This window comes from Aeromonas sp. R9-2, from assembly GCF_040908025.1.
In the GTDB taxonomy this organism is placed as follows: Bacteria; Pseudomonadota; Gammaproteobacteria; order Enterobacterales; family Aeromonadaceae; genus Aeromonas; species Aeromonas veronii.
The window spans coordinates 33,683-60,575 of sequence record NZ_JBFOCX010000023.1; the positions used below are offsets into that span (position 1 = coordinate 33,683).

Annotated in this window: 28 protein-coding genes; 10 read left to right on the forward strand and 18 right to left on the reverse strand. The window is 58.9% G+C overall.

The features are described from left to right. Nucleotides 1-128 precede the first annotated feature (128 nt). From AB5Y71_RS08840 to AB5Y71_RS08895, 12 genes are all read right to left on the reverse strand, one after another. The gene (locus tag AB5Y71_RS08840; RefSeq protein WP_201944904.1) at nucleotides 129-761 is read right to left on the reverse strand and encodes a hypothetical protein; all 633 of its coding nucleotides are present in this window, start codon (nucleotides 759-761) and stop codon (nucleotides 129-131) included. A 119-nt stretch (nucleotides 762-880) separates the two neighbouring features. Beyond that, nucleotides 881-1,843 carry a hypothetical protein gene (locus tag AB5Y71_RS08845; RefSeq protein WP_141108773.1) on the reverse strand — a complete coding sequence of 321 codons (963 nt, stop codon included), beginning with the start codon at nucleotides 1,841-1,843 and terminating at the stop codon, nucleotides 881-883. Nucleotides 1,844-2,059: 216 nt separating this feature from the next. Further along, the gene (locus AB5Y71_RS08850) at nucleotides 2,060-2,419 is read right to left on the reverse strand and encodes a hypothetical protein (protein ID WP_201944902.1); all 360 of its coding nucleotides are present in this window, start codon (nucleotides 2,417-2,419) and stop codon (nucleotides 2,060-2,062) included. A 413-nt stretch (nucleotides 2,420-2,832) separates the two neighbouring features. Further along, on the reverse strand, nucleotides 2,833-4,461 hold the full coding sequence (locus AB5Y71_RS08855) for a PAS domain-containing methyl-accepting chemotaxis protein (RefSeq protein WP_368171414.1): 1,629 nt from the start codon (nucleotides 4,459-4,461) through the stop codon (nucleotides 2,833-2,835). A 276-nt stretch (nucleotides 4,462-4,737) separates the two neighbouring features. After that, nucleotides 4,738-5,598 (reverse strand): TIGR03899 family protein, encoded by an 861-nt coding sequence (locus AB5Y71_RS08860; protein ID WP_019444767.1) that lies wholly within the window; start codon nucleotides 5,596-5,598, stop codon nucleotides 4,738-4,740. 104 nt (nucleotides 5,599-5,702) lie between these two features. Beyond that, nucleotides 5,703-6,176, reverse strand: coding sequence for a DUF3299 domain-containing protein (locus AB5Y71_RS08865; protein WP_368171415.1), 474 nt, complete (start codon nucleotides 6,174-6,176; stop codon nucleotides 5,703-5,705). 32 nt (nucleotides 6,177-6,208) lie between these two features. Then, entirely contained in the window at nucleotides 6,209-7,456 is a 1,248-nt protein-coding gene (locus AB5Y71_RS08870; RefSeq protein ID WP_368171416.1) for an ABC transporter permease, read from the reverse strand. Continuing rightward, entirely contained in the window at nucleotides 7,450-8,139 is a 690-nt protein-coding gene (locus tag AB5Y71_RS08875) for an ABC transporter ATP-binding protein (protein WP_368171417.1), read from the reverse strand. The genes AB5Y71_RS08870 and AB5Y71_RS08875 overlap by 7 nt, the downstream gene beginning before the upstream one ends. 4 nt (nucleotides 8,140-8,143) lie before the next feature. Further along, nucleotides 8,144-8,770, reverse strand: coding sequence for a DUF2796 domain-containing protein (locus AB5Y71_RS08880; RefSeq protein WP_368171418.1), 627 nt, complete (start codon nucleotides 8,768-8,770; stop codon nucleotides 8,144-8,146). Between the two features lie 31 nt (nucleotides 8,771-8,801). Further along, nucleotides 8,802-9,101, reverse strand: coding sequence for a hypothetical protein (locus AB5Y71_RS08885; RefSeq protein ID WP_257701034.1), 300 nt, complete (start codon nucleotides 9,099-9,101; stop codon nucleotides 8,802-8,804). Nucleotides 9,102-9,145: 44 nt separating this feature from the next. Next, nucleotides 9,146-9,688, reverse strand: coding sequence for a YtfJ family protein (locus tag AB5Y71_RS08890; RefSeq protein WP_005335681.1), 543 nt, complete (start codon nucleotides 9,686-9,688; stop codon nucleotides 9,146-9,148). A 220-nt stretch (nucleotides 9,689-9,908) separates the two neighbouring features. After that, nucleotides 9,909-10,799: a hypothetical protein gene (locus tag AB5Y71_RS08895; RefSeq protein WP_005335678.1), complete on the reverse strand. Its 891-nt coding sequence runs from the start codon at nucleotides 10,797-10,799 to the stop codon at nucleotides 9,909-9,911. Nucleotides 10,800-10,938: 139 nt separating this feature from the next. On the opposite strand from AB5Y71_RS08895, the gene AB5Y71_RS08900 reads away from it, so the two are divergent. Beyond that, entirely contained in the window at nucleotides 10,939-11,286 is a 348-nt protein-coding gene (locus AB5Y71_RS08900) for a hypothetical protein (RefSeq protein ID WP_005335669.1), read from the forward strand. Nucleotides 11,287-11,314: 28 nt separating this feature from the next. Here AB5Y71_RS08900 and ppa read toward each other — a convergent pair whose 3' ends face one another. The 3 genes from ppa to AB5Y71_RS08915 form a co-directional block, all read right to left on the reverse strand. After that, nucleotides 11,315-11,845 (reverse strand): inorganic diphosphatase, encoded by a 531-nt coding sequence (ppa, locus tag AB5Y71_RS08905; RefSeq protein ID WP_005335667.1) that lies wholly within the window; start codon nucleotides 11,843-11,845, stop codon nucleotides 11,315-11,317. 216 nt (nucleotides 11,846-12,061) lie between these two features. Continuing rightward, nucleotides 12,062-13,642: a DUF3369 domain-containing protein gene (locus AB5Y71_RS08910; RefSeq protein ID WP_101529634.1), complete on the reverse strand. Its 1,581-nt coding sequence runs from the start codon at nucleotides 13,640-13,642 to the stop codon at nucleotides 12,062-12,064. Between the two features lie 109 nt (nucleotides 13,643-13,751). Then, on the reverse strand, nucleotides 13,752-14,633 hold the full coding sequence (locus AB5Y71_RS08915) for a LysR family transcriptional regulator (RefSeq protein WP_100645134.1): 882 nt from the start codon (nucleotides 14,631-14,633) through the stop codon (nucleotides 13,752-13,754). Nucleotides 14,634-14,791: 158 nt separating this feature from the next. Between AB5Y71_RS08915 and AB5Y71_RS08920 the strand changes: the two genes are divergently transcribed. Both AB5Y71_RS08920 and AB5Y71_RS08925 read left to right on the forward strand, forming a co-directional pair. After that, complete coding sequence (locus AB5Y71_RS08920; protein ID WP_005335660.1) at nucleotides 14,792-15,178, forward strand: multidrug efflux SMR transporter; 387 nt, start codon at nucleotides 14,792-14,794, stop codon at nucleotides 15,176-15,178. Continuing rightward, a complete protein-coding gene (locus AB5Y71_RS08925; RefSeq protein ID WP_005335659.1) occupies nucleotides 15,175-15,495 on the forward strand; it encodes an SMR family transporter in 321 nt (106 codons plus the stop codon). The genes AB5Y71_RS08920 and AB5Y71_RS08925 overlap by 4 nt, the downstream gene beginning before the upstream one ends. A gap of 78 nt (nucleotides 15,496-15,573) precedes the next feature. Here the strand turns inward: AB5Y71_RS08925 and AB5Y71_RS08930 are convergent, their stop codons facing one another. The 3 genes from AB5Y71_RS08930 to hrpB form a co-directional block, all read right to left on the reverse strand. Continuing rightward, a complete protein-coding gene (locus AB5Y71_RS08930; RefSeq protein ID WP_236294726.1) occupies nucleotides 15,574-15,975 on the reverse strand; it encodes a VOC family protein in 402 nt (133 codons plus the stop codon). Between the two features lie 58 nt (nucleotides 15,976-16,033). Further along, complete coding sequence (gene mrcB, locus AB5Y71_RS08935) at nucleotides 16,034-18,352, reverse strand: penicillin-binding protein 1B (protein WP_042052390.1); 2,319 nt, start codon at nucleotides 18,350-18,352, stop codon at nucleotides 16,034-16,036. Between the two features lie 73 nt (nucleotides 18,353-18,425). Then, nucleotides 18,426-20,873 (reverse strand): ATP-dependent helicase HrpB, encoded by a 2,448-nt coding sequence (gene hrpB, locus AB5Y71_RS08940; RefSeq protein WP_368171419.1) that lies wholly within the window; start codon nucleotides 20,871-20,873, stop codon nucleotides 18,426-18,428. 178 nt (nucleotides 20,874-21,051) lie between these two features. On the opposite strand from hrpB, the gene thpR reads away from it, so the two are divergent. The 7 genes from thpR (at nucleotide 21,052) to panB (ending at nucleotide 26,868) form a co-directional block, all read left to right on the forward strand. Further along, on the forward strand, nucleotides 21,052-21,594 hold the full coding sequence (gene thpR / locus AB5Y71_RS08945; protein ID WP_368171420.1) for an RNA 2',3'-cyclic phosphodiesterase: 543 nt from the start codon (nucleotides 21,052-21,054) through the stop codon (nucleotides 21,592-21,594). Then, the gene (sfsA, locus tag AB5Y71_RS08950) at nucleotides 21,591-22,334 is read left to right on the forward strand and encodes a DNA/RNA nuclease SfsA (RefSeq protein ID WP_368171421.1); all 744 of its coding nucleotides are present in this window, start codon (nucleotides 21,591-21,593) and stop codon (nucleotides 22,332-22,334) included. Before thpR ends, sfsA begins: the two co-directional genes overlap by 4 nt. Nucleotides 22,335-22,453: 119 nt before the next feature. Beyond that, nucleotides 22,454-22,903, forward strand: coding sequence for an RNA polymerase-binding protein DksA (gene dksA, locus AB5Y71_RS08955; RefSeq protein WP_005335644.1), 450 nt, complete (start codon nucleotides 22,454-22,456; stop codon nucleotides 22,901-22,903). Between the two features lie 111 nt (nucleotides 22,904-23,014). Beyond that, nucleotides 23,015-23,923 carry a tRNA glutamyl-Q(34) synthetase GluQRS gene (gene gluQRS / locus AB5Y71_RS08960; protein ID WP_368171422.1) on the forward strand — a complete coding sequence of 303 codons (909 nt, stop codon included), beginning with the start codon at nucleotides 23,015-23,017 and terminating at the stop codon, nucleotides 23,921-23,923. A gap of 166 nt (nucleotides 23,924-24,089) precedes the next feature. Next, the gene (gene pcnB / locus AB5Y71_RS08965; RefSeq protein WP_139440709.1) at nucleotides 24,090-25,556 is read left to right on the forward strand and encodes a polynucleotide adenylyltransferase PcnB; all 1,467 of its coding nucleotides are present in this window, start codon (nucleotides 24,090-24,092) and stop codon (nucleotides 25,554-25,556) included. Between the two features lie 11 nt (nucleotides 25,557-25,567). Continuing rightward, complete coding sequence (folK, locus tag AB5Y71_RS08970) at nucleotides 25,568-26,077, forward strand: 2-amino-4-hydroxy-6-hydroxymethyldihydropteridine diphosphokinase (protein WP_005354659.1); 510 nt, start codon at nucleotides 25,568-25,570, stop codon at nucleotides 26,075-26,077. Further along, nucleotides 26,074-26,868 (forward strand): 3-methyl-2-oxobutanoate hydroxymethyltransferase, encoded by a 795-nt coding sequence (gene panB, locus AB5Y71_RS08975; protein WP_368171423.1) that lies wholly within the window; start codon nucleotides 26,074-26,076, stop codon nucleotides 26,866-26,868. Before folK ends, panB begins: the two co-directional genes overlap by 4 nt. The last annotated feature ends 25 nt before the right edge of the window (nucleotides 26,869-26,893 follow it).

Below are 26,893 nucleotides of genomic sequence, written 5' to 3' on the forward strand. Positions count from 1 at the left end.
CCGACGAGCCTTGAGCCACTCCAAGGCAGCCGATAGCAACCCCGCAAAAGGATCTTCCGATTCTTGCTTATATCGCGACGGGGTTATTCGCGATTGTCAGAATATACTGCGCAACTCTAGCCAACGGGCTATTGAATAGTTGGGATTTTAATAACTTTAGTGGAAATTTCTGATTGAAGCATCTTTGGTGACTTACCACGTTGCTTAATTGATGTTTGTATCAACGTAACATTGTTTGTATCACTTAAGTTTTCAGAAAAGTTTAGAAAGGTCTCATTCATATTACAAGGACCCATTTCATATTCTATTCCGCAAGCACCGATATTGCTTTCGTCATCTACTTTATAATGCTCAATCACTTGAAAGTCTCTAATGGATATCACACTCTGGCTGGTTGAAAAATAACCCTGACCAGTACCAGCTGAGCCAATTATAATGATTGATGGTGTAGAGTCTCTCGGGTCTCCGAATATCGTTATATTATTGTATTGCCCACCATACCCATCTAGTTTTTGAGATATTTTTAAACTCGGCCTAGCCAAAATATACCCTCTCCAAAAGTTATTACCTTGTTTTGGATATTCAGCGGAAGCAAGAAATGCAAGCTCTCCATTTTCTAGTCTAATCGGTTCAGCATTAACTATGTTAGTTTCTGTAGACTTATCAGTTAACCATGTAAGTATATCTTTTTCTGCAATGTCCGCAGATAGACAAGATGCAGGTAATATAAATGATAATGTAATGGCTATGAGTTTGAACATGTTGATTCTCTATTTATAGTGGGCGTTCTACATTTCAGTGTTGTTTGGGTAGCGGCGTTAGCATGTGGTTGTATGCGTATAACGATTTTCTATTAGCTGAAATGGGTAACTTGCTTTGTTTATTCTGGGGTTCTAAATTCTATTTTAATTACATAAAATTTCTGATGTCTTGAATGAAAGCCAGATCTTCTTTCCCCCTCAAGTGCTGCGGATAAATCACTTTTAAGTGCCACAGCAAGTTCTGAGCCTGATATTAAAGATTTTTCTTCACGCATCTCTATTGTTGCTTCAATACATCCACCGAAAGTTCTTGTGTAAACTAGGGATTGCCATTGGGGTTCAAAGTCAAACCAGTTGAATGTACTTTTGTTGAACTCCCGCCCTGACACCCATTTTTTCCCAAGCAGTTTAAAACTTTTTGTTACGTGAGTGCTGACATTGTAATTGCTATCATTTTTCTTGGACGCATCTAACTCCAAATGATGTACATTAGTGGAAACTGACGCATTTAAATTGACGTCGTTATCATTTTTGTAAGATTCCAATATCTCAATTTTTGTTGCTCCAAGTTCAGTCAATAACCTGATTAACTCAGATTGTCGCTCCTCAGTTAAAATTGATTCATATTGCTGTTCTGGTATGTAACATCGTTGCTTAGTAGACACGAAGTTAGCTAGTGGATGTCTTTGATAAAGGATGCCGGACTTAGGGTGCCCAGGAGGAAAGCTATAATTAAGCTCTCTAGCTTTGTTACTTGTTATTTTTAAATTGTTGATTTCTAATTCCAGCATCTTAGTTTCAGAAGGGGAAAGCTCCTTGCCTTTAGACTTATAAATAGTATATATCAAAGGTCCCGATGTAACCGCTAATGCTAAAACTAATGAAATAGGATTTGCACCCAACGTTGCCAGCCCTATACTTCTTGCTGCCGTAGAAGTGGCTAATGGTGTTAGAAAACTAGATGCTGCACCAAATAAACCACTAACAATCGCCTTGTTAGAGCCAGACAACTGAATGTTTTGCTCTAATGTAGAATTATCCAGCTCTACTGGATCATCGTAGATAAAAATGAGTTCTTTCAATTAATATATCTCTTCTAGTGTGTAGATTGGGTCATCTCGTATGTTGGGTTAAAAATCGTAGGTTGGTGCTGAACGAAGTGAAGCCCAACGTTTACCGCGAAACGTATCAGCACATTTGTTATATCGATCCAACCCGTGTTTATTCCGCTCTGGTTGAGGTGAACATGCTCGCTTGTTGGGCTTCGCTACGCTCAGCGCCAACCTACAAAAACGAGGCTACCGAGTATAAATATCGGAACGCTCATTTATTTTACCTAGACGAACTAACCTGGAGGAAATGGAACCTTTTGTTCTTTTATGGATTCTTGATAATTCATCAACACCTAAGCCTGAATCAAAGTTATTTGCCAATAGCTCATCTTCGTCTGGCTTCCACGGCTTCCCAGCATTTTCTGGTAAATCAGATTTACGCTTTTCAGAAATGATTGATGCTTCGAGGCTCTGTTTTGCGATAAATAAAGCTCGAATGACTTTCGGCTGATTGAAGCAGCTTTCTTCAGATAACTCTTCACCGGTTTCAGGATTAACACCTTCTGACAATGCTGAGATGATTTCTAAAGCCTTAATGACATCCATATTTTTCCCTTTAACGCTGAAGAACTTGTCTGTTGGTCTTCGCTACGCGCTGTGCCAACTTACAAAAACCACGCTACCGCCCCTGAATTCCAGCCTCCAGTCTGCTGCTTGTTACCTGCGTTTTGGCAATGGCTTGGCTCATGGCTGACTCCTGCGAGAGGTTGCCAAGCGGCTATGTTACCGAATGGGGCTGCGGAAGAAAGTAGATGTGGAAAATTTCCTGAGCAAGATCAACAAACTACTCAGTTACGGGGGCGATATGAATTTTCAACAGATGCGTCCATCAGAGCTGGGGAAAATCGGACTGTGGAGCGAGAGTACTGCCCTCTTGCTGGCGGGCATTAAAAAACCCTATGAGCCCAAAGGCCCATAGGGTTTTGCTGCGGTGATTGTTTGGGTAGTGGTTATCTGGCTTAGCGAACCGGCACGGCGCGGGTGGTGGCCACTTCGTAGCGGCTCTGGGTTGCCGGAGCGCCCTTCTGGAACTGGCGTACCAGCCGGTCGAGATCGCTCAACTGATTGACCAGCTGGGTGATGCCGTGCACGGCGTGCTGGCTGCCGACGCTGGAGTCATCGGCCAGGGTCTTGATGCTGAGCACGTTGCGGTTGATCTCGGCGGTGACGTGGAACTGCTCCTGCACCGCCTGGGCAATCTGGCCGCTGCCGGAGGCGACCTGCTGCAGCATATCGTTGATCTGCTGGAGAATGGTGCCGGTTGCCGAGGCTTTTTGCTGGCAGCTCTCGGAGAGCTGGCAGCCCTTCTCCATCGCCTGCTCTGCATCCCCGGCGCTGGTTTGCAGCTCGGTGATCATCTTCTGGATTTCGCTGGTCGAGGATTGGGTCTTGATGGCGAGCGAGCGGATCTCGTCGGCGACCACCGAGAAGCCGCGGCCCGCTTCGCCAGCCCGTGCCGCTTCGATGGCAGCGTTGAGGGCCAGCAGGTTGGTCTGGTTGGCGATGTTGTTGATCACATCGAGGATGCCATCGATATCGCGGCAGTGGCCGACCAGCGCACTGATCACGCTCTTGGAGGTGGTCAGCTCGCTGTTCATACCCGCCACGGCAGCCACGGTTTCGGCCACGCTGTGGTTGCCGCTCTTGAACAGGTCGGCGGTCTCGTCCAGCAGGCTGGAGGATTCGCTGGAGCTCTGTGAAACCTCGCGAATGGATTCCGACATCTCGGTCACGGCGGTCGCTACCTGATTGGTCTCGGCCTGCTGCTGTTGCAGGTTGTCAGTGATGGATTCGGCGTTGCGCAGATCCCCCTCGGCGGCCTGCAGGATCTTGCTGCAAGTCTGTTGGGTGCGGGCCAGCACGGCGTTGAACTCGGCCTGATTCATCACCATCGAGAGTTCGATGGCGGCGATATTGTCCACCTTGTTGGTGTAGAGCAGCTGCATCAGCGGGTTGTCAAAGCGGCTGCGGGCCATCTTGTTGAGCTTGCCGAGGCGGCGGGAGAGGGCATTCAGGGTGATGGCCGCTATCGCCAGCGGCAGAGCGACCAGCGCCAGTTGCCAGTTCATGTCGTGGTTGTAGCCCAGCGCAAACATGGCGAGCAGGCTCAGCAGCAGACAGAAGTTGATGGTCAGGGTATGGGAGAAGGTGGGCAACTTGAGTGCCAGCGGCAGCTTGTTATTGCGCAGGTCGGCATAGACCTTCTCGGCCCGCTGTTTGATCTCCTCGCTCGGGGCGGTGCGCACCGACTGATACTCCACCACCCGGCCGCTGGCATCCTTGATGGGGGTGACAAAGGCGCTGACCCAGTAGTGATCGCCACTCTTGCAGCGGTTCTTCACCGGTCCCATCCAGCTCTTGCCTTCGCGGATATGGTTCCACAGATCGGCAAAGGCCTGTTTCGGCATGTCAGGATGACGTACCAGATTGTGGTGTTCCCCCACCAGCTCGTCGAGCTGGAAGCCTGCTATCTCGCAGAACTCATCGTTGGCGTAGGTGATGCGGCTCTCCAGATCCGTGGTGGAGATCAGGCTCTGGTGGTCTGGATAGAGACGTTCTCTTTGGGTAACCGGTTGATTGATTCTCATGGCCTTACTCCCGAGCTGTGATGGTTAGATTTTGATCTGCATCAAGACATCTGCAAGGGGTGGGCCAGCTGGCAAAAGCTAATGATTGATATGTTATTAGTGCCGTTTTGGCAGGAAAAGACCGTTGCTGTTTGCAATATGCAACGGAGCAGACGGGGTGTGCCTCTGCGGCATCTGCAATTTGCAACCTATTCTGGTCAAGCCCATAAGCTGGGAGTCAGAAGCTGGATGCGAAGGAGCCATGAACCGACGGGGCATCCGCTGCCCCGCCAGAGATCAGGGAAGAGGGTCGGGAGCGGGTGAGGAGGGGGCGCTGACGAGTTGCATCACTTCAATCTGGATCCCCTGCACCAGCACGGTTTTCAGATCCTGCAGGTACTCCTCCAGCGGCGACTCTTGCAGCAGCTGGGCGAGCTCGTTGCCCACCGGGGTGAGGCGGTAGTAGAGCAGGGTGATGTTGTTCTGCTTGCACTGCAGCCGCCAGCGCTGGTTGCCAAACTCCAGCTCGACCCCATCGGCGGGCAGCGGGCCGGATTCCAGCTCCGCGCGATGCAGCAGCCCGAGCTCAAACAGTTGCAGCAGGGCGTTGTAGGGCAGTCGGTATTTGCCAAGGCCAAGGCGCGTTGCTTTGGCGCGACTCAGCAGGGTGGCCCCCTTGTGCAGCCCCAGCAGCAGTCGCTGCTCGTCGCTGCCGGTGTAGTGGCAAGTCAGTGAACAGATGCGCTGAAACAGCTGGGCCTCGCGCTGGGTCATCTCTTTGAGGGTGGCGAGCGCCCGAATGGAGAAGCGGCCCGGGGTGGCGACTTCCAGCGCGAAGATCCGCCCCCACAGCTGCTGCATCGGCACCATGCTGATATCTTCCGCCAGTTGCAGAAAGCGGGTCAGCCAGTCGCTGTCCATCTCGCCGCCAGCCGCGGTCTCTTCGCAGTGGCGGGAGGCCATCACCATTATGGCTTCCAGATTGCGCTGGCGGGCGGCCTGATCCGCCAGATGACGAAAGGTGGCTCGCTGTTCGAAGGTGCTGTCGCTGTTGCGGGTGAGCATGCCGTCGATGCCGCGACTGCGGGCCAGACGCAGGGTCTGCTCCTGGCTGCTCAGGATCGAACTCTCTTTCTTCGGGGGGGGGAGGTCTGCCATGCTGACTCCATTCGCACAGGTTCTGGAGCTGAATGTTACTCCAACCTGGATGCCAAGATAACAAAGCGGCCTCCGTGGAGGCCGCTTTTTTTGCAACGGGAGAATTACTCCTCGTAGACGCTCACCTCGACCGCTTCTATCGAATAGGAGGCGGTGGCCATCTCATGGCTGGAGCTGACAGTGCGCATCTTGCCCTTCACCCAGATGGCATCCCACAGATCATCCACCGGCGCCCCCTTGGGGTAGCTCACATAGATCACCTGATTGGTGGGGGGCGGCGGCACATGGATGCAGGCGCCGAAGTAGGGCACCAGCAGGAAGGCGGTGATCTTCTTGGCATCCCCTTCCAGCGGCACCACGAAGCCCGGAATGCGCACATCCTGGTTGTCCAGCTTCTTGTTTACCCCGCCCACCGGTTGCGGAACCGACATGGGATCTTCGTGATTGACCTGGGGTGGTGGCAGCAGTTTCTCCCCTTCCGGGATGAGTACATCCCAGTCGATGGTCTTGTAATCGGCGGCCAGGGCGGGCAGCACCAGCAGGCTGGCGAGCAGCGCCACAATTTTCCACTTCATCATCTGTCCTTCTGTTTCTATTTTTGGGCGTCTCGCTAGACGCGAATGCTCATGCCATCGCTCAGGCTGTAGCGGTAAGCGCGGGCGGCAGGGAGCAGGCCGATCACCATGCCTGCCAGCCACACTACCTCCAGCAATTGCCACTCATAGGCGCTCGGCAGCCCCAGACTCAGTTGCAGGCCATAGTGGCTGAGCAGCCAGGGCGAGGCAAGCCCCTGCCCCAGATAGAGCGCGGCGACCCCGAGAGCGATGCCGACCGTGGTCAGCGCCATGGCCTCCAGCGCCAGTAGCAGGAACAGATGGGCAGGGCCCGCGCCGAGGGATCGCAAAATGGCGAGCTCCCGGCGTCGCTCGTTAAGCCCTGCCAGCAGGGTAGTCAGCATACCGATAAGGCCCGCCACCACCACGAAACCGGCGATGACCGAGAGGGCGGTTTCCGCCACGCTCATCAGGCTCCACAGCTCCTGCAGGGCGGCGCCCGGCAGGATCGCCATCAGCGGCTCCTTGGGATAGGTGTTGACGCTGCGCTGCAGCTGGAACGCCAGGATCCGGTTGCTCAAGCCCACCATAAAGGCGGTGATGGTTTTCGGGGTGAGATCCTGCGCCAGCGCCTGCTCCGGCGTCACGTTCTTGCTGTGGCGGCCGGTATCCCAACCGAGATGGATCGCCTCGATCCCCGCCAGCGGCACATGGATGGTGCGATCAATGGGCGTACCGGTCGGCGCCAGAATACCCACCACCTTGAATGGCAGATTGTCGTGCTGGCTGAACGAGGTGTTGCCAGCGCCGTGGGCGATGACGATGGATTGGTCGAGGTGATAGCCGAGCTTCTCGGCCACCTGGGCGCCGAGTACCGCTTCAAACGGCGTGTCGAATGGCCGCCCTTCCCGCAATTGCAGCGACTGCTGCTGACCGTACTTCAGGTGGGTGAAGTAGTCGCCATTGGTGCCGAGCACCCGAAATCCCTTGTGGGAGTCACCGAGGGAGAGCGGGATGGTCCAGGCGACGCCGGGTTTCTGCTTGATGGCCTGATAGGAGTCCCACCCCACGTTGTTGGTGGGGTTGCCGATGCGAAACACCGAGTAGAGCAGCAGGTTCACCTGGCCGGAGCGGGCGCCAACGATGAGATCGGTTCCCGAGACGGTGTTGGAGAAGCTTTCGCGGGCCTGGATGCGCACCCGCTCCACCCCGAGCAGCAGGGTGACGCTGATGGCGACGGCCAGCAGGGTGAGCCCGGCGGTGAGGCGGCGGGCCCAGAGACTTTGCAGGGCGAGTTTTAGCATGATGCCCTCCGGTTGAGCTGTTGCAGGTTTTCGACCCGCGGGAACAGGGGTTCGAGATAAGGGTCGTGGCTGACGAAGATCAGGGTCGAGCCCTGTTTGTCGCACTCCTCGAACAACAGCTTGATAAAGGCGGCCCGGTTGTCGGTGTCGAGGGCCGAGGTGGGCTCGTCGGCGATCACCAGTGGCGGCGAGCCGATCAGCGCCCGTGCGGCGGCAACCCGTTGCTGCTGGCCAATGCTGAGAGCATGGACGGGGCGATGCAGCGCCTCGTCCGGCAGTTGCAGCTCCGCCAGCAGACGGCGCGCCTCCTGCTCCGGACTCCCTTGCAGGCGGGCCCGTTTGGCGGGCGAAAAGGTGAGGGCAGCGGTCACGTTGTCCTGCACCGAGAGAAAGGGCAGCAGATTGAACTGCTGGAAGATATAACCCAGATTGGCCGCCCGGAAGTGGTCACGGGCACGGCCAGAGAGCCGGGCCAACGGTTGGCCCAGCACCTCCAGGGTGCCGTGGTTGGCGGTCTGGATCCCGGCCAGCAACCCGAGCAGGGTCGACTTGCCAGAACCCGACGGGCCCTTGATAAAGACCCGCTCACTCTCGCGGATGGTGAGGGCGGGCAGATCGAGTACAGCGTCGCCATCTGGCCAGGCAAAGGCCAGATCGCGGATCTCAACCACGGCTTTTTTCATGGCGTTACCAGCTCAGCTTGTTGGCGGACGGGGTCAGCTCGCCAGCGGTCTGGCCGGTAGGCAGAATGCCCTGCACGCTCAGCTTCTCAAGGCTCGGATAGACGCTGAACAGGGTCGCCTCAAGGCCGGTCAGTTTGGTCGGCGTGGCGCAGGTGTAGGTGTACATGGCGCCCATATCGGCGTGACCCGCTTCGTCATGATCATGGTGGTCTTCATGTTTGTCGCTGGCAGCCTTGTCATGGTCATGGTCATGGTCATGGTCATGGTCATGGTCATGGTCATGGTCATGGTCATGGTCGTGATCATGCTCTTTTTTGGCGGCTTGCAGCTCCTGCTGGGTCAGCTTGCAGCCAGCGGCCGGGTCGAAGCGGAACAGGGCATCAGGTTGCTGGAGGCGGGCGACCGCCTTGGCGTATTGCGCCTTCTCTTCATCGCTCTTGGCCGCGTGCTCGAAGCCCACCAGATCGGCGGCAGGGGCCTGCAGCTCGATCATCAATTGGTCGCCATCGACCACCAGATTGAGGTGGCCATGGCCATGCTCGTGGGCGCCGTGGCTGTGGCTCTCGTGTTCGTCGTGATTTGCGTGTGCGCCAAAGGTCGCTGCGGCCAGCAACAGAGTAACTGCTTTCATCTTTAATCCTTTTTCAAAACAAATAGCGAAATTAAACAAAGGGATAGAGAAAAGCAGAGGCGGGCGGCGCACGGATGGCATAGCTGTGAAGCGTGGCTGTATCCGCCGAGTGTTGCATGGTTGCAACGACGGGCAGAACAGAGGTCGAACCGGGGAAGCAATAGGGGGTGGCGGTGATGACCTGCTTGCCATCCAGATGGAGGGCGCAAACCAGGCAGTGATGGTCGTCGTGGCCGGGCAGGGCGGATTCAAACTGGTGCCGGGCAAGGGCAGGCTGCAGCCATAACCAGCCCAGCAGCAAGATCCAGATTTTCAGTTTGATACGACCCATAGACCCTTATGGAAAGGGCGCCATCAGCGCCCTTTCTCTCTGACTTAGAGATGGGACTTGATGAGCCCCATCACGGTAGCAATGTTGTTGGCATCGAGCTGGCCATCTTTGGCAAACAGCACCTTGCCCTCTTTATCCAGCAGGATGATCGCCGAGCTTTCCGGCGTCAGATCCCAGGCGTTGCGCGCCATGCCCTTGGCATCCAGCACCATGGCGGACCAGGGGAACTCTTTCTTGCTGTCCTCGGCACTGCTCTTCACGAAGCCGGAGGTGCCCCAGATGGCGTCATTGCTGTTGATGACGGTAACGGTCTGGTACTTGTCTTGCGGCAGCTTGGCGGCCTTGATTGCCTCGATCATCGGGGCGTTCAGCTCCTTGGCACTGGAGCGACCTGCAATATGCTGGATCAAGAACACCTTGCCGGTGAGCGAGGTGCTTTGCCACGGCTGGTAGCCGATCTCCTTGCCATTCAGTACCAGCTCGCCCTTGTCACTGACATTGACCAGCGGCACCGGGTTGCCATCCTTGAAGTTGTGAGCAAAGACCAGAGATGGCAGCAGCGCCAAAGTAAGTACGAGATGTTTCATCCTGATGACACTCCATTTGTTATGTTATAACGAGTTTCGGATTGAGGGAATGGGCGAGCTTCATCCTAAACTGATCGGATCTGTTTAAAAAGTGTTAAATAAGATCGCAATTCAGAAGCGTCGGCGCCCCGCCAGTCAGGTTGTTGGCTGGCAAGGGCGGCTAGGATGGCATGACATCGATAAAAATCAATGAATTGGCTGCTGGTCTGAGCTGTCTGCGTCAGTAGAGCGACTCGCTGATGAGGGGGATCTTGGCCATGGTCATCTGCTGGGCCAGCAGGGACGAGCCGGTCAGCAGCACATGGCGCTGATTGTTGATCACCACCACATCACCGGGTACGCCACTGTCTGCCGTAATGGCCAGCCAGGCAGGGGAGACGCTGCCGATGCTGATATCCGGGTAGATGATGCTGAGCACATATTGCGGGGCCAGCTCCGCCAGCAGACTGGCCATCAGCAGCGCCTTCTCATCGCTGTCGGCCTTGTTATCTTGCAGTGCCTGCAGCGGCGGTGCGAAGTGATCCAGCTGCTCCGGCTGGGTGGGAATGGCGTTCAGCCACTCCTGCAGCAGGCTGACGCTGGTGGCGAGATCCTTGGCCGCAAACTGCTGCGCCAGTGGCTTGAGGTGCCCTTTGAAGTGGTAGAAGAGCTGGGAGTAATCGGGTCGCACGCATGGCAGTTTGCGATTGGCAGGATGGACGCAGGGGATCACCCTCATCTGGTAGAAGGCATCCTCCTGATACTGCTGGTAGGCTTGCCAGAACAGCAGCGACTCCATGCTGTCGTCCCGCAGGGTGAAGGCCTGCTCCAGATTGCGAAATTTGGTAGCGGTCTCGGGGCTGCTCTGATTGATCAGGTTGATGCTGTTGTAGAGCCGCGGGCTGATATAGGCGTAGAGCGTCTCCAGCGGATTGGTGAGGGAAGCTTTCAGCAGGCTCATCTCGTGGCGACTGGCGGCCATCACCTGATCGTCGGTGGTCAGCTGGAAGTGCTTGCGCTGGCCATCGGTGGATTGCCACTGCCAGCTCATGTTGATTTCGCTGGCGTTGCTTGTAGCACCAAGAGTGGTGCAGAGAGTGAGGCTGAGCAACAGCGCGGGGGTCAGCTTCATGGTGGTGCTTCCTGCCGTGGACGATAATTAACAACTAGGTGAGCCGGCACCACTTTGGTGATGTTTCGTTTTGTGATCTGGATAACAGATTGATGTGACTTTTAATTTAATTGTGAAATTAAGTCACTCTGGAGGGGTTATGAAGCCTTGGATCATAGTGCTGTTTGGGCTGCTCAGCCTGCCAGCCATGGCGGGTCAGGTGATCGTCAACAAGGGGATGTCCATTGCGGATACCTTTGCCCTGCGTGATCAGCTGGCACGCGAGCACGAATGGCAGGAGTGGCTGCGCTACCAGCAGGCCATCAAGTGGCTGGAGGTGTTGCCGGTCAACTGCGAGCTGATGAGCCAGCCGGGCGGCGGCTATCGCTGTGGCGGTGATTACTATCGTCCCTACCAGAAAGATGGCCGTGAAATATACATTCAGGGCAATCCTGCCGAAGATGCGGCCGGTCAGCTGCCGCAAACACCGACAAAAAAGGCGCCATAAGGCGCCTTTTTTACAAACCGAGTGATGCTTACTTGGCAGCGTAACGCTCGGCAGAGGTTTTGATCTCGGCTTCGGCAGCGGCCTTGTCGCCCCAACCTTCCACCTTGACCCATTTGCCCGCTTCCAGCTCTTTGTAGCGCTCGAAGAAGTGCTGGATCTGGGCTTTCAGCAGTTCCGGCAGATCGTTCACATCCTGGATGTGGTCGTACTGCTTGGTCAGCTTGGAGTGCGGTACAGCAACGATCTTGGCATCTTCGCCAGATTCGTCGGTCATCTTCAGCACGCCAACCGGGCGGCAGCGAATGACGGAACCGGCCAGCAGCGGGTAGGGGGTCGGAACCAGTACGTCGACGGGGTCACCATCCAGAGAGAGGGTCGCGTTCACGTAGCCGTAGTTGCACGGATAGAACATCGGGGTAGACATGAAGCGATCGACGAAAATAGCACCGCTGTCCTTGTCGACTTCGTATTTGATCGGGTCGGCATTCTGCGGGATTTCGATGATGACATAGATATCGTCGGGCAGGCTCTTGCCGGCCGGTACCAGGTTCAGGCTCATGATAATTCCTTCGTTGTTAGTATCAGGTTTGCAGGCCGATATTATAGCGATGTGATGTTAAATGACCATATTTCAGCGGATATCGCTAACAAAGAAGGAGGATGTTTCCGGTTTGCGGCGCTTTGATGTGTGCGGGATGCAACAAAACAGCTGTTTTGATGCCCTGTCGCTGACCTTGGTCACCGGCAGGGCATGTGGAGTTGCGAGCAAAGGGGGTCAGAGCGAGTAGGGGAGTCTCGACTCGTTGACCAGTCGCGACAGGGCTGTTACGACATGAGGGTCAAACTGGGTACCGGAGCGGGACTGGATATACTCCATGGTCTGCGCCAGCGTCCAGGGTTCTTTGTAGGGGCGCTTGCTGAGCAGGGCATCGAATACATCGACTACCGCCACAATCCGCGCCGACAGGGGGATCTGCTGACCAGCCAGCTGCTGCGGATAGCCCTTGCCATCGAAGTGCTCGTGGTGGCCTCGGGCGATTTCGGCGCCGAGAGAGAGGTAGCTGGTTCCCTCCACCATTTCGCCCGCCTTGTGCAGGATATTGGCGCCGATGCCGGCATGCTGCTCCATGATGGCCCGCTCTTCAGGGTCGAAACGTCCGGGCTTGTGCAGGATATGATCCGGGGTGCCCACCTTGCCCACATCGTGCAGGATGGAGGCCATGCCGATCATCTCGACAAACTCCGGGGTCAGCTGCTCGGGATAGGCTGCCATCTGCTTCAATTCGGCCACGATGGCATCCGAGAGTTTCTGCACCCGCAAGACATGCTCGCCAGTATCGGAGTCGCGAAACTCTGCCAGCGCCGCCAGCGCCACCACGGTGGCCTCCTGGGCGCGCAGCAGCTGATTGTAGAGATAGAGATTGTCGTAGGCCGCCGAGATGCGCTGACAGAAGACATCCAGCAGATCGCACTCGAGGGGATCGAGGGGCTGGGTCGGGGTAAAACTCAACACGAACTCGCGACCATTCTGGGCGGCGATATAGAGGGAGTCCTGCGGGTGTTCAAAGCGGTTGCAGCGCGCCGCCAGTGCCTTCATGACCGAGTCATTGAGGGTGGGAAAGTCGGTGATCTTGCCATCATCCAGCAGAGTCTCGTAGTCGCCGGTAGCGGCGAGGATCTCCAGCCCCTGTTCGCCGGGACGGCGCTCGGCGCAGATAGCCCCTTCGGTGCCCACATCGAGAATGGCGCTGATCTGTTTCAGCACGCCGGAGGCAAACTCCTTGAGTGAATGAAGATGGTAGAGATCGCCCGCCCCTTCGAGAATTTTGCCGAGCCCCTGCCGACTCTTGTCGATGGCGCTGAGAGTTTCGTATGAACGCAGGGATGCGATGACAGTGGTGTAGAGCTTTTGTACCGTCAGCTCGGTCTTGGTCTTGTAGTCATTGATGTCGTAATCGAGGATCACCCGCTGCTCGGGGGCTTGGCCGGGTTGGCCGGTACGCAGCACGATCCGCACCAGCGAGTTGTGCATTTCGTTGCGGATCCGGTGCACCAGCCGCAGACCTGCGTCTTCGGTCTCCATCACCACATCGAGCAGGATCAGCGCAATCCTGGGATTGGCCTCCAGCATGCGGCCAGCTTCGGCGCCGCTGTAGGCATTGAGCAGCTCCAGTGGACGGGATTTGTAGTGAATGTTGGAGAGGGCCAGGCGGGTGGCATGATGGATATCCGGCTCATCATCCACGATCAGCACTTGCCATGGGTTGAGTGCCTTGGGGACCACGACCTCCTCATCATCGAGTTCGATGATGTCGTCGTCCAGCAAGATATCGTCCTTGTCTTGGGCACTGCTCATATCGGTTACGCCTCCGGCGCTCAATGAGTATGTGAACAGTATGCACGATCACATCCGCTCGGATCATCAGGATAAGTAGATATCGTGAGCTGGCTCCGCCTCTTTATCGCTACTCGAAAGGTTCCAGATACCCCTGGATCGACTTCTTCAACCAGGCCAACACCTTGCCGTGATAGGCGTTTTCCGCCAGATAGACCCCGTAATCCCGCCACTGCAGGCTGAACTTGTGTTTCAGGGTCAGCAGGGAGCCTTGTCGCAGTTGGCTCTGGATCAGCGGCGAGGGGAGCACCGCCCAGCCCAGTCCGTCCAGCACCGCATTGCGCATCAACTCGAAGCTGGAGAGACCGATATGCTGCCCTCCCACAGGTAGCAGGCTTTTTACAGAAAATTCATCTACATACGAGAGGGTAACCTGGGTGTGATCGGTCAGATCCTGCTGTTTGACCCGCTTCAGTCCGGCCAGCGGATGGCTGGGGGCCACCACCATCAGGGTGCGGATCGGGTTGAGCACGTCGATATTGAGGCCGCTGCGCTCCTGATCTTCGGTAATAAGGCCAAAAGCGGCATCGACGAATCCCTCTTCCACCAGCGCCGGCAGTTCGGGTGGGGAGGCGAGCACCAGCGAGATACTGGTGCCGGGAAACTGGCTGTGCAAGGCGGTCAGCATCTCGCGCCATACCGGTTCGGGAATCGCGTCATCGCGGGCGACCCGTAGCGCTACTTCGGCCCCAGAGGCGTAATGTTTGCACTTCTGCTGCAGGCTGTTGGCTGCCTGCAGCAGGCGAGTGCAATCATCAAGCACCAGCTCGCCTATTTCGGTCAGCCGACTCTGATTGGCGCCTCGTTCAAAAAGTTCGACGCCAAGCTCAACTTCCAGCGCCGCGATGGAGGTGCTGACGGCGCTGCGGCTTTTGCCGAGGCGACGGGCGGTGTTGGCAATAGAGCCGCTATTGGCTGACTCTACAAAGAGTTCTATCTGATATAGCTTCATGTTTTACAGGTTGTGGCGGAGTTTTTCACCATCACCTTAGCGTGCCGAACCAAGGCAAGGCAAACCTGTGGCGTCGGAATAATCGACGCTGAGCGATTGTCGCGAGTTGCTTCTCCCCGTTTACCATCTCTCCCGTCGAAGCAACAAAGGCATCTTATATGTTATTAAGTCGTATGTTTCTGGCCCGGCTGTTTTTGACCGGCGCCATCGTGACCGAGGTCGCCGGTACCTCCAGCATGGCCATGATCCCCGAGCAGGGGGCTGGCTGGATGAATTACATCCCGATGTGGCTGTTGATCGGTTTCTCGTACTGGTTGCTGGCGAAAGCCGCCAAAACAATCTCCATTGGTATTGCGTTTGCGCTCTGGGAGGGGCTCGGGATCACCTTGATCACCATAGTGTCGGTCATGTTCCTTGGTTACGATGTGACCGTTCAGGAGCTGATTGGCCTGGCTCTCGCGATAGTGGGGATTGTTATGGTGACCATGGGGGAGACCCATGATGAGCCCGCAGACAAGTCAGTAGAAGCGGAGGCCACAGCATGAGTCCGTTTGTGATTGTACTGGGTGCCGCACTGATCGATATCGGTGCCAACATGGCCATCAACCGCTCCAAGGGTTTTCGTTACAAGGGGTGGGGATTCCTGGGGATCATGCTGGTACTCGGCGCCTTTACCCTGCTCTCGGAAGCGGTAAGTGGCGGCCAGATTGACCTGGCTGTTGCCTACGCCACCTGGGGGGCTATCGGCATCGTCGGTACGGCGCTGGGCGGTTTGCTCTTCTTCGGTGAGCGGCTCAAGCCCATTGGCTGGGCTGGCATGATGGTGATGGCGCTGGCTGTCGTTATGCTGACTACCGCCTGATAACCTGAAGCAATAAGAAAAGCCGCCCGGTTTCGCCGGGCGGCTTTTTGTTTGGCAGACTGTTTGACCGACTCAGGCTCAGCACGGCGCTTCGTAGAGTTCCAGCGGCAGGCCGTCGGGGTCGGCGAAGAAGGTAAAGCGCTTGCCGGTCAGCTCGTCCACCCGTACCGGCTCTACCTCGACCCGATGGGCCAGCAGATGGGCGATGACCCGGTCAAGATCGCTGACCCGAAAGGCGAGATGGCGCAGGCCGCACGCCTCGGGGCGGGAGGGGCGCTCGGGAGGCGAGGGGAAGCTGAACAGCTCCAGCTGGCTGCCGTCCGGCAGGGCCAGATCCAGTTTCCACGACTGGCGCGCTTCGCGCAGGGTCTCGGCGATGATGGGCAGCCCCAGCACCTCGTGGTAGAAGTGGCGCGAGCGTGGGTAATCGCTGGCGATGATGGCCACATGGTGGATGGCGTCAAACAGCGGAAAGGTCATGGTGTTTCCTTGTCAGCAGCATAGTGAACGGACAGCCTGCGCTGCCCGTATCGTTGATCTAGTTGAAGAAACCGCCGAACCAGTCATCCAGCGCACTGCGTGGCGTCGCACTGCTGGCGCAACCGGCCGGGGAGCCCATGGTGGAGGCTTTGGCCGGCACCTGCAGGCTGCCCGGGCAGTCGCTGGTGACGCGGGTGCCGCTGGCGCGGGAGAAGTTTGCCCAGGTGACCCCTTCCGGCATCTTCAGTCCCAGACTGTTGACGCCGCGCTGGCTCATGTAGCCGCTAAAGAGCTGCAGGGCACCGCTGGCACCGGTCAAGCCCGCCGGGGTGTTGTCGTCGCGACCGACCCAGATACTGACCAGTTCGTTGTTGTCCATCCCGGCAAACCAGGAGTCGCGCAGCTCGTTGGTGGTGCCTGTCTTGGCCGCCATGGTGGCGCCCGGGAACTTGGCACTGAGGGCGCGGGCCGTGCCCTGACTCACCGTCTTGGTCATGGCGAATAGGGTCAGCCAGCTTGCTTGCTGGTCGGTGACCCGCTTGGCGGTCTGATCATGCTGATAGAGCAGGCTGCCATCCCCGTTGACTACGGCGCGAATGGCCGACAGCGGCTGGGTCAGCCCCTGATTGGCGATGGGCAGATACATCTGGTTCACCTCCAGAGGGGAGAGGGCGACCGCCCCCAGCACCAGCGACGGATAGGGCTGGATCTCCTGCTGGACTCCCAGCTTGTGCAGGGTATCGACCACTTTTTCCAGCCCCACTTGCAGACCCAGATTGACGGTCGGCACGTTGAGTGAGCTGGCCAGCGCATCCATCAGCGGCACGCTCTGGCGGAACTTGCGATCGTAGTTTTGCGGTGTCCAGACCTGGCCATCCTGACCGCGAATACGGATCGGCTGATCTTTGAGTGGGGTCGCGAGCGTCAGGCCGTTGGAGAGACCGGTGAGGTAGACCGCCGGTTTCACTAGCGAGCCGATCTGGCGGCGGGCATCCAGCGCCCGGTTGAACCCTGCGTAGCGGGGATCGCGGCCACCCACCAGTGCGACTACTTCGCCCTTGTGCCAGTCGGAGACCACCATGGCCGCCTCCAGCTTCTTTTTGCCGCGCAGTTTTTCGATATCGGCGAGGCCTGATTCGACCGCCCGCTCGGCCGCGTGCTGGGCGATGGGGTCGAGGCTGGTGAAGATCTTGAGGCCAGACTGCTTGAGCAGATCGGCGCCGAAGCGGCTCTGGATCTCCCGCTTGAGCAGCCCCATAAAGGCCGGGGTGCGACCATAGCTCATCTGGCCGCGAGCGATGATGCCGAGGGGCTGGCGGCTGGCCAGCTCATATTCGGCCTGGGTCAGGCTGCCGTGATCCATCAGCAGCTTCAGCACCAGATCACGGCGGGTCTTGGCCCGCTCCGGGAAGCGCCAGGGATCGTAATAGGAGGGGCCTTTCACCAGACCGACCAGCAGGGCGACCTGATCGATATCCAGCTCGTTGACCGGAATGCCGAAGTAGAAGTAGGAGGCGAGGCCGAAACCGTAGACCCCTTGCGAGAAGTTTTGCCCCAGATAGACCTCGTTGAGGTAGGACTCCAGGATCTCGTCCTTGCTGTAGCGATAGTCGATCAGCACCGCCATATAGGCTTCCTGCAGTTTTCGCCACAGGCTGCGCTCACGGGTCAGGAAGAAGTTCTTGGCCAGCTGCTGGGTCAGGGTACTGCCCCCCTGCACGGTGCGACCCGCGATCAGGTTGGCGAACATGGCGCGCATGATGGCCACCGGCGAGACGCCGCCATGCTGGTAGAAGTCGCGATCTTCGGTGGTGAGCAGGGTCACCAGCAGGCTGTCGGGCACTTCGGCGATACGCACCAGCAGGCGATCTTCCCGATCTTCGGTATTGAGGCGATCGAGCAGCACCGGGTCCATCTGGGCGTAACCGAGCTGGCGCTGGTTCTCCAGCGACTGGATCCCCTCGAGGCGCGGGCCGTTGAAGGTGAGGCGCAGGCCGCGGGCTCCATCGGCGCCATCATAGAACTCGAACGGGCGGCGAATCAGCTCGATGCGGTTGCCGTTGATGGTGTATTCACCCGGCGTGTGAGGCTGGCGCACCTGCTTGTAGCTCAGCATGTTGAGCTCGCGCAGCATCTGGTCCCGCGACAGGCGCTGGCTGGGGTAGAGCTCCAGCGGGCGGCTGTAGACCATCACCGGCAACTGCCACTTCTCGCCATCGAAGCGCTCGCGCACCTTGGTATCGAGGTAGATGCCAAACACCACCATAAAGGCCGCCACCACCAGGGAGAGCTTGAAGCCAAGCCAGAACAGCTTGCGCCAGATGGTGCGTTTGGGCGCTGCCTTCTTGGGGGCACGCTTGCGTCGTTGGGTTGCCATAAATCCTCTTTGCTTTCCTTTCTACTTGTTATGTCGCATTCGCGAACGTTCGAGCGGGATTAACCCGCCGAACCTAGATGCCCATCTTCTTTTTGGTGACTTTGGTCGGCATCGCTTCCAGCGGATTATCCGGCCAGTAGTGGCGGGGATAGCGCCCCTTCATCTCTTTCTTCACCTGTTCGTAGGAGCCAGCCCAAAAGGCGGCCAGATCGGCGGTGATCTGCAGCGGTCGCTGGGCGGGGGAGAGCAGCTCCACCACCAGCGGTACCCGGCCATCGGCCACGCAGGGGGTCGAACCTTGGCCGAACATCTCCTGAATGCGTACCGGGATCACCGGTGCCTGCCCCGGTTGATAGCGGATCCGCACCCGGCTGCCAGTGGGCGCCGCAAAGTGGCTCGGCAGTGCCTCGTCCAGCCGTTTGGGCAACGGCCAGGGCAGGGATTGGCGCAGGATGTCGCCGAGGTTGAGCTTTTTCAGCTGCTCCAGCCGGGTCATACCGCTCACCGCTGGCAGCAGCCACAGTTCCAGCGTGGCCAGCAGGCTCTCGTCATCCATCGCGGGCCACCCCTCATCGGGCAGCCAGTCGCGGGCGCAGCGCAGGCGGGCCAGCAGCCCTTCGCTGCTCTCGTCCCAGGGCAGCACATGCAGCCCCTTGCGGCGAATGCCTTGCAGCAGGCAGCGCCCTTTCTGCTCGTCAGAGAGTTCGGTCAGCGGTCGCTGGCTCAGCACCAGCTCGCCGATCACCTGCTGGCGTTCGGCGCGCACCCGCTCCTCGCGCTCGTCCCAGTCGAACCACTGGCGCTCGCTCACCAGCTCCGGCAGCAGACGCGCCAGCTCATCCAGCTCTATCGGTTCGGCGATAAAGATGCGGCTGCCGCGATCGTTCTGCCCCATCTCGATGGCGATAAGGGCGGCTTGTCCCTGACAGGGATGACCTTCTACCAGATCGCAGCTCACCCCACCACTGAGTTGATAGCGACTGCCGCTACGCAGTTTGCCGATGCGATCCGGCCAGGCGAGGGCGCAGAGCAGCCCCAGCCACTGACCCTGCGCACTGGCAGGGCGGGCGCCAAGCCGTTCAAACCAGCGGGCCGCGCTCTGGCGCAGGGCACTTTGACGGCGGTGGAACAGCACAGAGAGGCGCTCCGATCCTCGCAGATCTTCTTCCTGCAACGCCACCAGATAAGCGGCATCGGCGACAATCCCTGTCAGACCTTCAGCTTCCAGCTCGCGGGCGCGCAGCAGCATGCGGGCGAGACGAGGGTGGGTACCGAAGGCCGCCATGGCACGGCCAGCGGGAGTGAGTTGTTGCTCACCCTCCGGCTTCATGGCGCCAAGGGCAACCAGCAGCCGCTGGGCGCAGGCCACCGCGGCGGCGGGGGGCATGTCCAGCAGCGGCAGATCTTCCACCTTTGCCCCCCACTGGGCGGCGTCCAGCAGCAGGCCGGTCAGCTCCTGAGTGAGGATATCTGGCGGGCTCTGCTCGGCGAGTCGCTCCTGCACCTCGCTGCTCCAGAGCCGGTAGCAGATACCGGGGCCGAGGCGACCGGCGCGGCCTGCCCGCTGGGTGGCGGAGGATTTGGCTATCTGGCGTGTCTCCAGTCGGGTGACGCCGCTTTTCAGATCAAAGGAAGCCCGTCGTTCCAGCCCGCTATCGATCACCACCGAAATCCCCTCAATAGTGAGGGAGGTCTCCGCCACATTGGTGGTGAGCACCAGCTTACGGCGGCCGGCAGGCGCCGGTTCGATGGCTGCCTGCTGCGCCGCCATATCGAGGCGACCGTAGAGGGGGGCGAGGGTCATGTCGTCCGGCAGTTTGTCTGCCAACCATTGCGCCAGTCGCTCGATCTCACCCTGTCCCGGCAGAAAGACCAGCAGGCTGCCATCTTGCTCGGCCAGCGCTTCGAGTACCACGGCGCCGACCTGCGGCTCCAGCCATTGCTGGCGATTGGCGGGGCGGTAGTGGTAATCGATAGGGAAACCACGCCCCTCGGAGCGAACCACAGGGGCATCCGGCAGCAAGGTCTCGAGTGCCATGCCATCCAGAGTGGCGGACATCACCAGGAGCTTGAGGTCATCGCGCAATCCCTGCTGGCTCTCGATAGCGAAGGCCAGCGCGGTATCGGCGTGCAGACTGCGTTCGTGGAACTCATCGAAGATCACCAGCGAAACGCCAGTAAGCTCGGGATCCTGCTGCAACATCCGGGTCAGCACCCCTTCGGTGACGATCTCGAGCCGGGTCGCTGAGCTGGTGCGGCTCTCGCCACGCACCCGCAGGCCGATGCGCTCGCCCACCTTCTCCCCCAGCTGACGAGCCAGAAAAGTGGCGATATTGCGCGCAGCCAGGCGCCTTGGTTCCAGCATGATGATGCGGCCGGGCAGCCGGTTCTGACGCACCAGCTCCAGCGGCAGCAGAGTCGATTTGCCCGCGCCGGGTGGCGCCTGCAGGATCACGATGGTGTGGCTGTCGAGGGCGGCAAAGAGTTCGGGCAATACCGAAACGATGGGGAGCTGGGACAAAGCGATGAGCACCTTCTGTGGCAACCGGTAAAACGGCGCCTATTCTGCCACAGCCACCCGCGCCACCGTGAGTGGATGTGCGGATATGGCCACTCGGGCGGGAGGCTGGCGAGACATGGCCGGATAGCTGCCATAGAATGAGCCCATCCAATGAGCGTGAAAAAGGCATTATCACCACATGGCCAAACTCTTCTTTGCCCTGCCCGTCAAGGAGCTCGCCCCCGAGCTCATCGCCTGGCGCGATCTGCTGCCCTGGCCCGGTCAGCCGGTGCCGCAAGCCAACCTCCACCTGACCCTGGCTTTTCTGGGTGAGGCGGACGAGTTGACCACCCGCCGCCTGATCGCCGCCGTGGAGCGTCAGCACTGTCCGCCGCTCTCCATCAGGCTGGATGAGACCGGCTGGTTCAGCCGGGCCAAGGCCGCCTGGATTGGCCCGAAGGAGTGGCCCAACGAGCTGACCGTGCTGGCGAAGGCGCTGCGCCGCCACGGTGAGAAGTTGCGTCTTGGCAATGGCGAGCAGGGTTATCGCCCCCACGTCACCCTGTCGCGCAAGGCGGGCGAGGCGCCTGCCATCCTGCCAGCCCCAAATTTTCTGCTGCAGGCAGATGAGTTCTGCCTCTATCAATCCGTCTCGACTCCGGACGGGGTGCGCTACGAGCCGCTTGCCTGCTGGCCGCTGCGCGCCCGGGTAAAAGAAGACGTGCGGAGGGCTAACCCGTGATTTTTGACCCCCCCCTGCAATCGGGCCAGCTGCTGGCCCGCTACAAGCGCTTTCTGACCGATGTGCAACTCGATAACGGCGAGGTCATCACTATCCACTGCGCCAACACCGGTGCCATGACCGGTTGTGCCGATCCAGGCACCCGGGTCTGGTACTCCACTTCCGATAACCCCAAGCGCAAGCTGCCCAACAGCTGGGAGGTCGCCGAGAGCCCGGCGGGCCACTTTATCTGCGTCAACACGGCGCGCGCCAATCAGATCGCCCGGGAGTTGATCGAGCAGGAGGCTATCGCTCCGCTGGCGGGGTACAGCCGGTTGCGCACCGAGGTGAAGTATGGCGAAGAGAACAGTCGCATCGATCTGTTGCTGGAAGATGACGAAAAGGGCAATTGTTACATCGAGGTAAAATCGGTCACCCTGCTCGACGAGCGGGAGGAGGCTGGCATGGGCTACTTCCCGGATGCGGTCACCGCCCGTGGTGCCAAGCATTTGCGCGAGTTGATGGCCATGAAAGCGGCGGGCCACAGGGCCGTGCTGCTCTTTATGGTGTTGCACTCCGGAATAAGCCGGATGCGCCCTGCAACCCATATAGATCCGCACTATAGTCTGCTAATTGAGCAGGCAATCGCGGCGGGGGTTGAAATTTTATGCTATCGGCCCCATGTTGGGGTGCAAGGCATGGTGGCTCAAGGGTTTATCCCGTTTGAATCTGGTCACCTGTTACCCGAGGGGAGTGCATAAATATTGGAGTGGGTAACATTATTGGTACGGCTTGTTTGCTTACCCGTTACCCTTCTGCTATAGATGTCGCCCTCAATTTATGGATGGCACGGGTAGCGTGCTGAATTAGGAGACAGGGCATGCCAACAGGCGAAAACAGGAAATCTCTGGGCCCCCTGGCCATTGCGGGTGTCGCGCCTTACCAGGAAAAGCCGGGTGAGGAGTACATGAATGACCAACAAAAGGCGCATTTTCGCAAGATCCTGGGTGCCTGGCGCAACCAACTGATGCAGGAAGTTGATCGTACCGTCGACCATATGAAAGACGAGGCTGCCAACTTCCCGGATCCCGTGGATCGTGCCGCGCAAGAAGAAGAGTTCGCTCTTGAACTGCGTACCCGCGACCGTGAACGCAAGCTGATCAAGAAGATCGAGAAGACCTTGCAGCTGCTTGAAGACGATGATTTCGGTTACTGCGAACATTGCGGTATCGAGATCGGTATCCGTCGTCTGGAAGCCCGTCCGACTGCCGACCTCTGTGTCGATTGCAAGACGCTGGCCGAGATCAAGGAAAAACAGATGGCCGGTTGATCCCGACCCTCTGGTATATGAAAAAGGGAGCTCGCGGGCTCCCTTTTTTATTGAGCTTTTGGCGGTCGCGCCCCAGAATGCAGCCTCAATGAATCGCTTACCCGAACAGTCATGCCAGTGAATCCCCCGTCCTCACCCCTTGCACGTCCCTATGTCGGCCGCTTTGCACCTTCACCCTCAGGCCCGCTCCACTTCGGTTCGCTGATTGCGGCCCTCGGCAGCTTTTTGCAGGCCAGAGCGCAGCAGGGGCGCTGGCTGGTGCGCATCGAGGATATCGACCCGCCGCGGGAAATGGCAGGGGCAGCGAACCTGATCCTCAAGACTCTTGAGGCATATGGCCTTGAGTGGGATGGGGAGGTGATGTTCCAGAGCGCGCGCCACGGCCGTTATGACGAGATCATCGACCAGCTCTATCGGGCGGGGGACCTCTACTGGTGCCGCTGCACCCGGCGCGAAATCATGGCCGCGGGCGGTCTTTACAGCGGCCACTGCCGCACGCTGGGGCTTGCGGCCGAAGGTTGCGCCGCCCGGCTGCGCCAGCACCATCCGGTCTACCACTTCGACGATCGTTTGCAGGGCCATATCGCGGTACCGGCGGCGCTCGCCGAGGAGGATTTCATTATCCGCCGCCGCGACGGGCTCTACGCCTACAACTTGGCAGTAGTGGTGGATGATATGGACAGCGGCATCACCGAGATAGTGCGCGGCGCCGATCTGCTCGAACCCACGGTGCGCCAGATTGCCCTCTACCAGACCCTGGGGGCGCCGGTGCCCTACTGGGTGCACCTGCCGCTGGCGGTACTGGCTGATGGCAACAAGCTCTCCAAGCAGAACCATGCGCCGGCCCTGGCGCTCGATGAGGTGCGACCGGCCCTGTGGCAGGCGCTGCACTTCCTCGGCCAGTGCCCGCCGCCCGAGCTGATGGCAAGCCGGATCGACGAGATCATCGAATGGGGCATCGCCAACTGGCAGCTAGAACGGGTGCCCGCCAGCGAGAAAATCCCGCTGGACCTTGAGTAAAAAGAGCCGGTTTTCGTGTAATAAGGCCTGAGCTATGTGCAGATTGACCGCTATTTTCGCTGGCGGACGGTTTCATGCGGGATCAATTGTCAGCACGGTTTTTCATTTGGTTAGGCGTGAGCTATGATAGGCCGCTATTTTTTGGCCTCCCGTCAATTTAGAAGTCATGAAGAGGTGTACCATTTTTTCCCAGATCGCAAACTTTTGCCGCAAGGTGCTCGGCAAGGAAGACGGCGAGCAGTCGGTGGAATCCCCCATTCCAGCCCGTGTCGCCGGTCAACGTCGTACCTTAAGCCGTGATCAGCACCCTATTTCGCGCAAAGAGATCAGCGAGAATGCACTCAAGGTGCTCTATCGCCTGAACAAAGGGGGCTATGAGGCCTACCTGGTCGGCGGCGGAGTCCGGGATCTGCTGCTCGGGAAGACGCCCAAGGATTTCGACATCGCAACCGATGCGACGCCGGAGCAGATCAAGGCGCTGTTCAGCAACTGCCGCCTGATTGGCCGTCGTTTCCGCCTGGCCCACATTGTCTTTGGTCGTGACGTGATCGAAGTGGCCACCTTCCGGGGTCACCACCATCAGGTCAATACCAGCAAACATGTGTCGGCCCAGTCTGATGAAGGCATGCTGCTGCGCGACAACGTCTACGGCACCATCGAAGAGGATGCCGAGCGCCGCGACTTTACCGTCAACGCCCTCTACTACAGCGCCAAAGATTTCACCCTGCACGATTTCGAAGGGGGTCTGGAAGATCTGGCCGAGCGCAAGCTTGAGCTGATCGGCGATCCCGAGACCCGTTATCGTGAAGATCCGGTGCGGATGCTGCGCGCCGTGCGCTTCGCCGCCAAGCTGGATATGACCATCAGTCCGCGTACCGCTGCCCCCATCAAGGAGCTGGCGCCACTGCTGCAAGACATCCCTGCAGCCCGCCTGTTTGAGGAGACCCTCAAGCTGTTCCTGGCTGGCGACGGTCTGGCGACCTACAAACTGCTGCGCGAGTATGGCCTGTTCCAGCAGCTCTTCCCGCAAGTGGCTGCGCTGTTTACCCCGCACGGCAACTCGCCCTACGAGCAGTTTATCGAGCAGGCGCTGATCGATACCGACACCCGCGTCCGCGAAGATAAGCGCGTCACCCCCGCCTTCCTCTACGCCACCCTGCTGTGGGGCTGCGTCGAGGCCCGTGGTCGGGTGCTGGAGAACGAGAGCGGCCTGCCCTGGTATGACGCCTTCATGCTGGCGATCAACGAGGTGCTGGACAATCAGGTGCGGATCATCGCCGTTCCCCGCCGTTTCACCACAGATGTCCGCGACATCTGGGCACTGCAACAGCGGCTGACCCGTCGTCAGGGCAAGCACCCCGAGCGCGCCATGGAGCATCCCAAGTTCCGCGCGGCGTTCGACTTCCTGTTGCTGCGCAACCGGGTCGAGCGCGGTCTCGGCGAGCTGGCCAGCTGGTGGGAGCGCTATGTTGCCTCCAATCCGGATGTGCGCCCGCAACTGCAACGGGAAGCGACCCGTCGCCCGGCAAGCGGTGAGCGCGGTGAGGTCCGTAGCCACGATGGCGAGAAGCGCAGCAGCAACAGCCGCAACCGTCGTCGTCCCCGTCGCCGCAAACCGAAAGTGGCCGAGTGACAACAGACGTGATGACCGAGGTCTTCATCGCCATTGGTTCCAACCTGTCTGATCCGCTGGGTCAGGCTCGTCGCGCCGTTGCCGCCTTGGCAAGGTTGCCGGAATCTGTGCTGGTGGAGGCCTCGTCGTTTTACAGCAGCCGCCCCATGGGGCCTGCTGACCAACCGGACTACGTCAATGCCGTGGCCCGGCTCAATACCCGGCTCGCGCCCCTTGCGCTGCTGGATCAATTACAAAAAATCGAGCTGGAACAGGGACGTGTGCGCAAAGATGAGCGTTGGGGGCCGAGAACTCTGGATCTCGATCTGCTGCTCTATGGGGATCAGGTGATCAACCATGAGCGCCTGATCGTACCCCACTACGGCATGAAGGAGCGGGAGTTCGTGCTGCTGCCCCTTGCCGAAATTGCGCCTGCTCTGGTGCTGCCCTGCGGCACCCCGCTCGCCCGACTGGTTGCCCGCTGCCCGCACAATGATTTGGCCATCATTGCCCCGCGTGCAGACGTACAGGAGCCTCTATGAGCAAGATCACCACCGCCAGCCTGCTGAAGATGAAGCAGGACGGTCAAAAGTTCACCGCCATCACCGCCTATGATGCCACCTTTGCCAAGCTGTTCGACGACGAGGGGGCCCACGTGCTGCTCATCGGCGATTCGCTGGGCATGGTGCTGCAAGGGGGTCAGGATACCCTGGCGGTCAACATGGATGAGATGGTCTATCACACCCACTGTGTGGCGCGCGGTGCCAGCAAGGCACTGGTGGTCGCCGACATGCCGTTCATGAGCTACGCCACCCCCGAGCAGACTTACCAGAACGCCGCCCGCCTGATGGCGGCCGGTGCCCGCATGGTCAAGATGGAAGGGGGCGACTGGCTGTGTGACTCCATCCGCCACCTCACCCGCAACGGGGTGCCGGTGTGTGGTCACCTCGGTCTCACTCCGCAATCCGTTCATGTCTTTGGCGGCTTCAAGGTGCAGGGGCGCGATGAGTTTCAGGCGCAGGAGATCTACCGTCAGGCCCTCGAACTGCAAGCGGCCGGTATCCAGCTGCTGGTGCTCGAGTGTGTGCCCACTGCGCTGGCCGAGCGCATCACCAAGGCGCTTCGCATCCCGGTGATCGGCATTGGTGCCGGCCCCGCGACCGATGGTCAGATTTTGGTGATGCACGATGCCTTTGGCGTCACCTCCGGCTATGTCCCCAAGTTCACCAAGAACTTCCTGGCCGAGACCGGCGATGTGCGTGCCGCCATCCGCCTCTATGTCCAGCAGGTGAGCGAGGGGAGCTTCCCCGGCCCGGAGCACTGCTTCAACTGATCCTGGCGGTTGCATGATGGGGGCT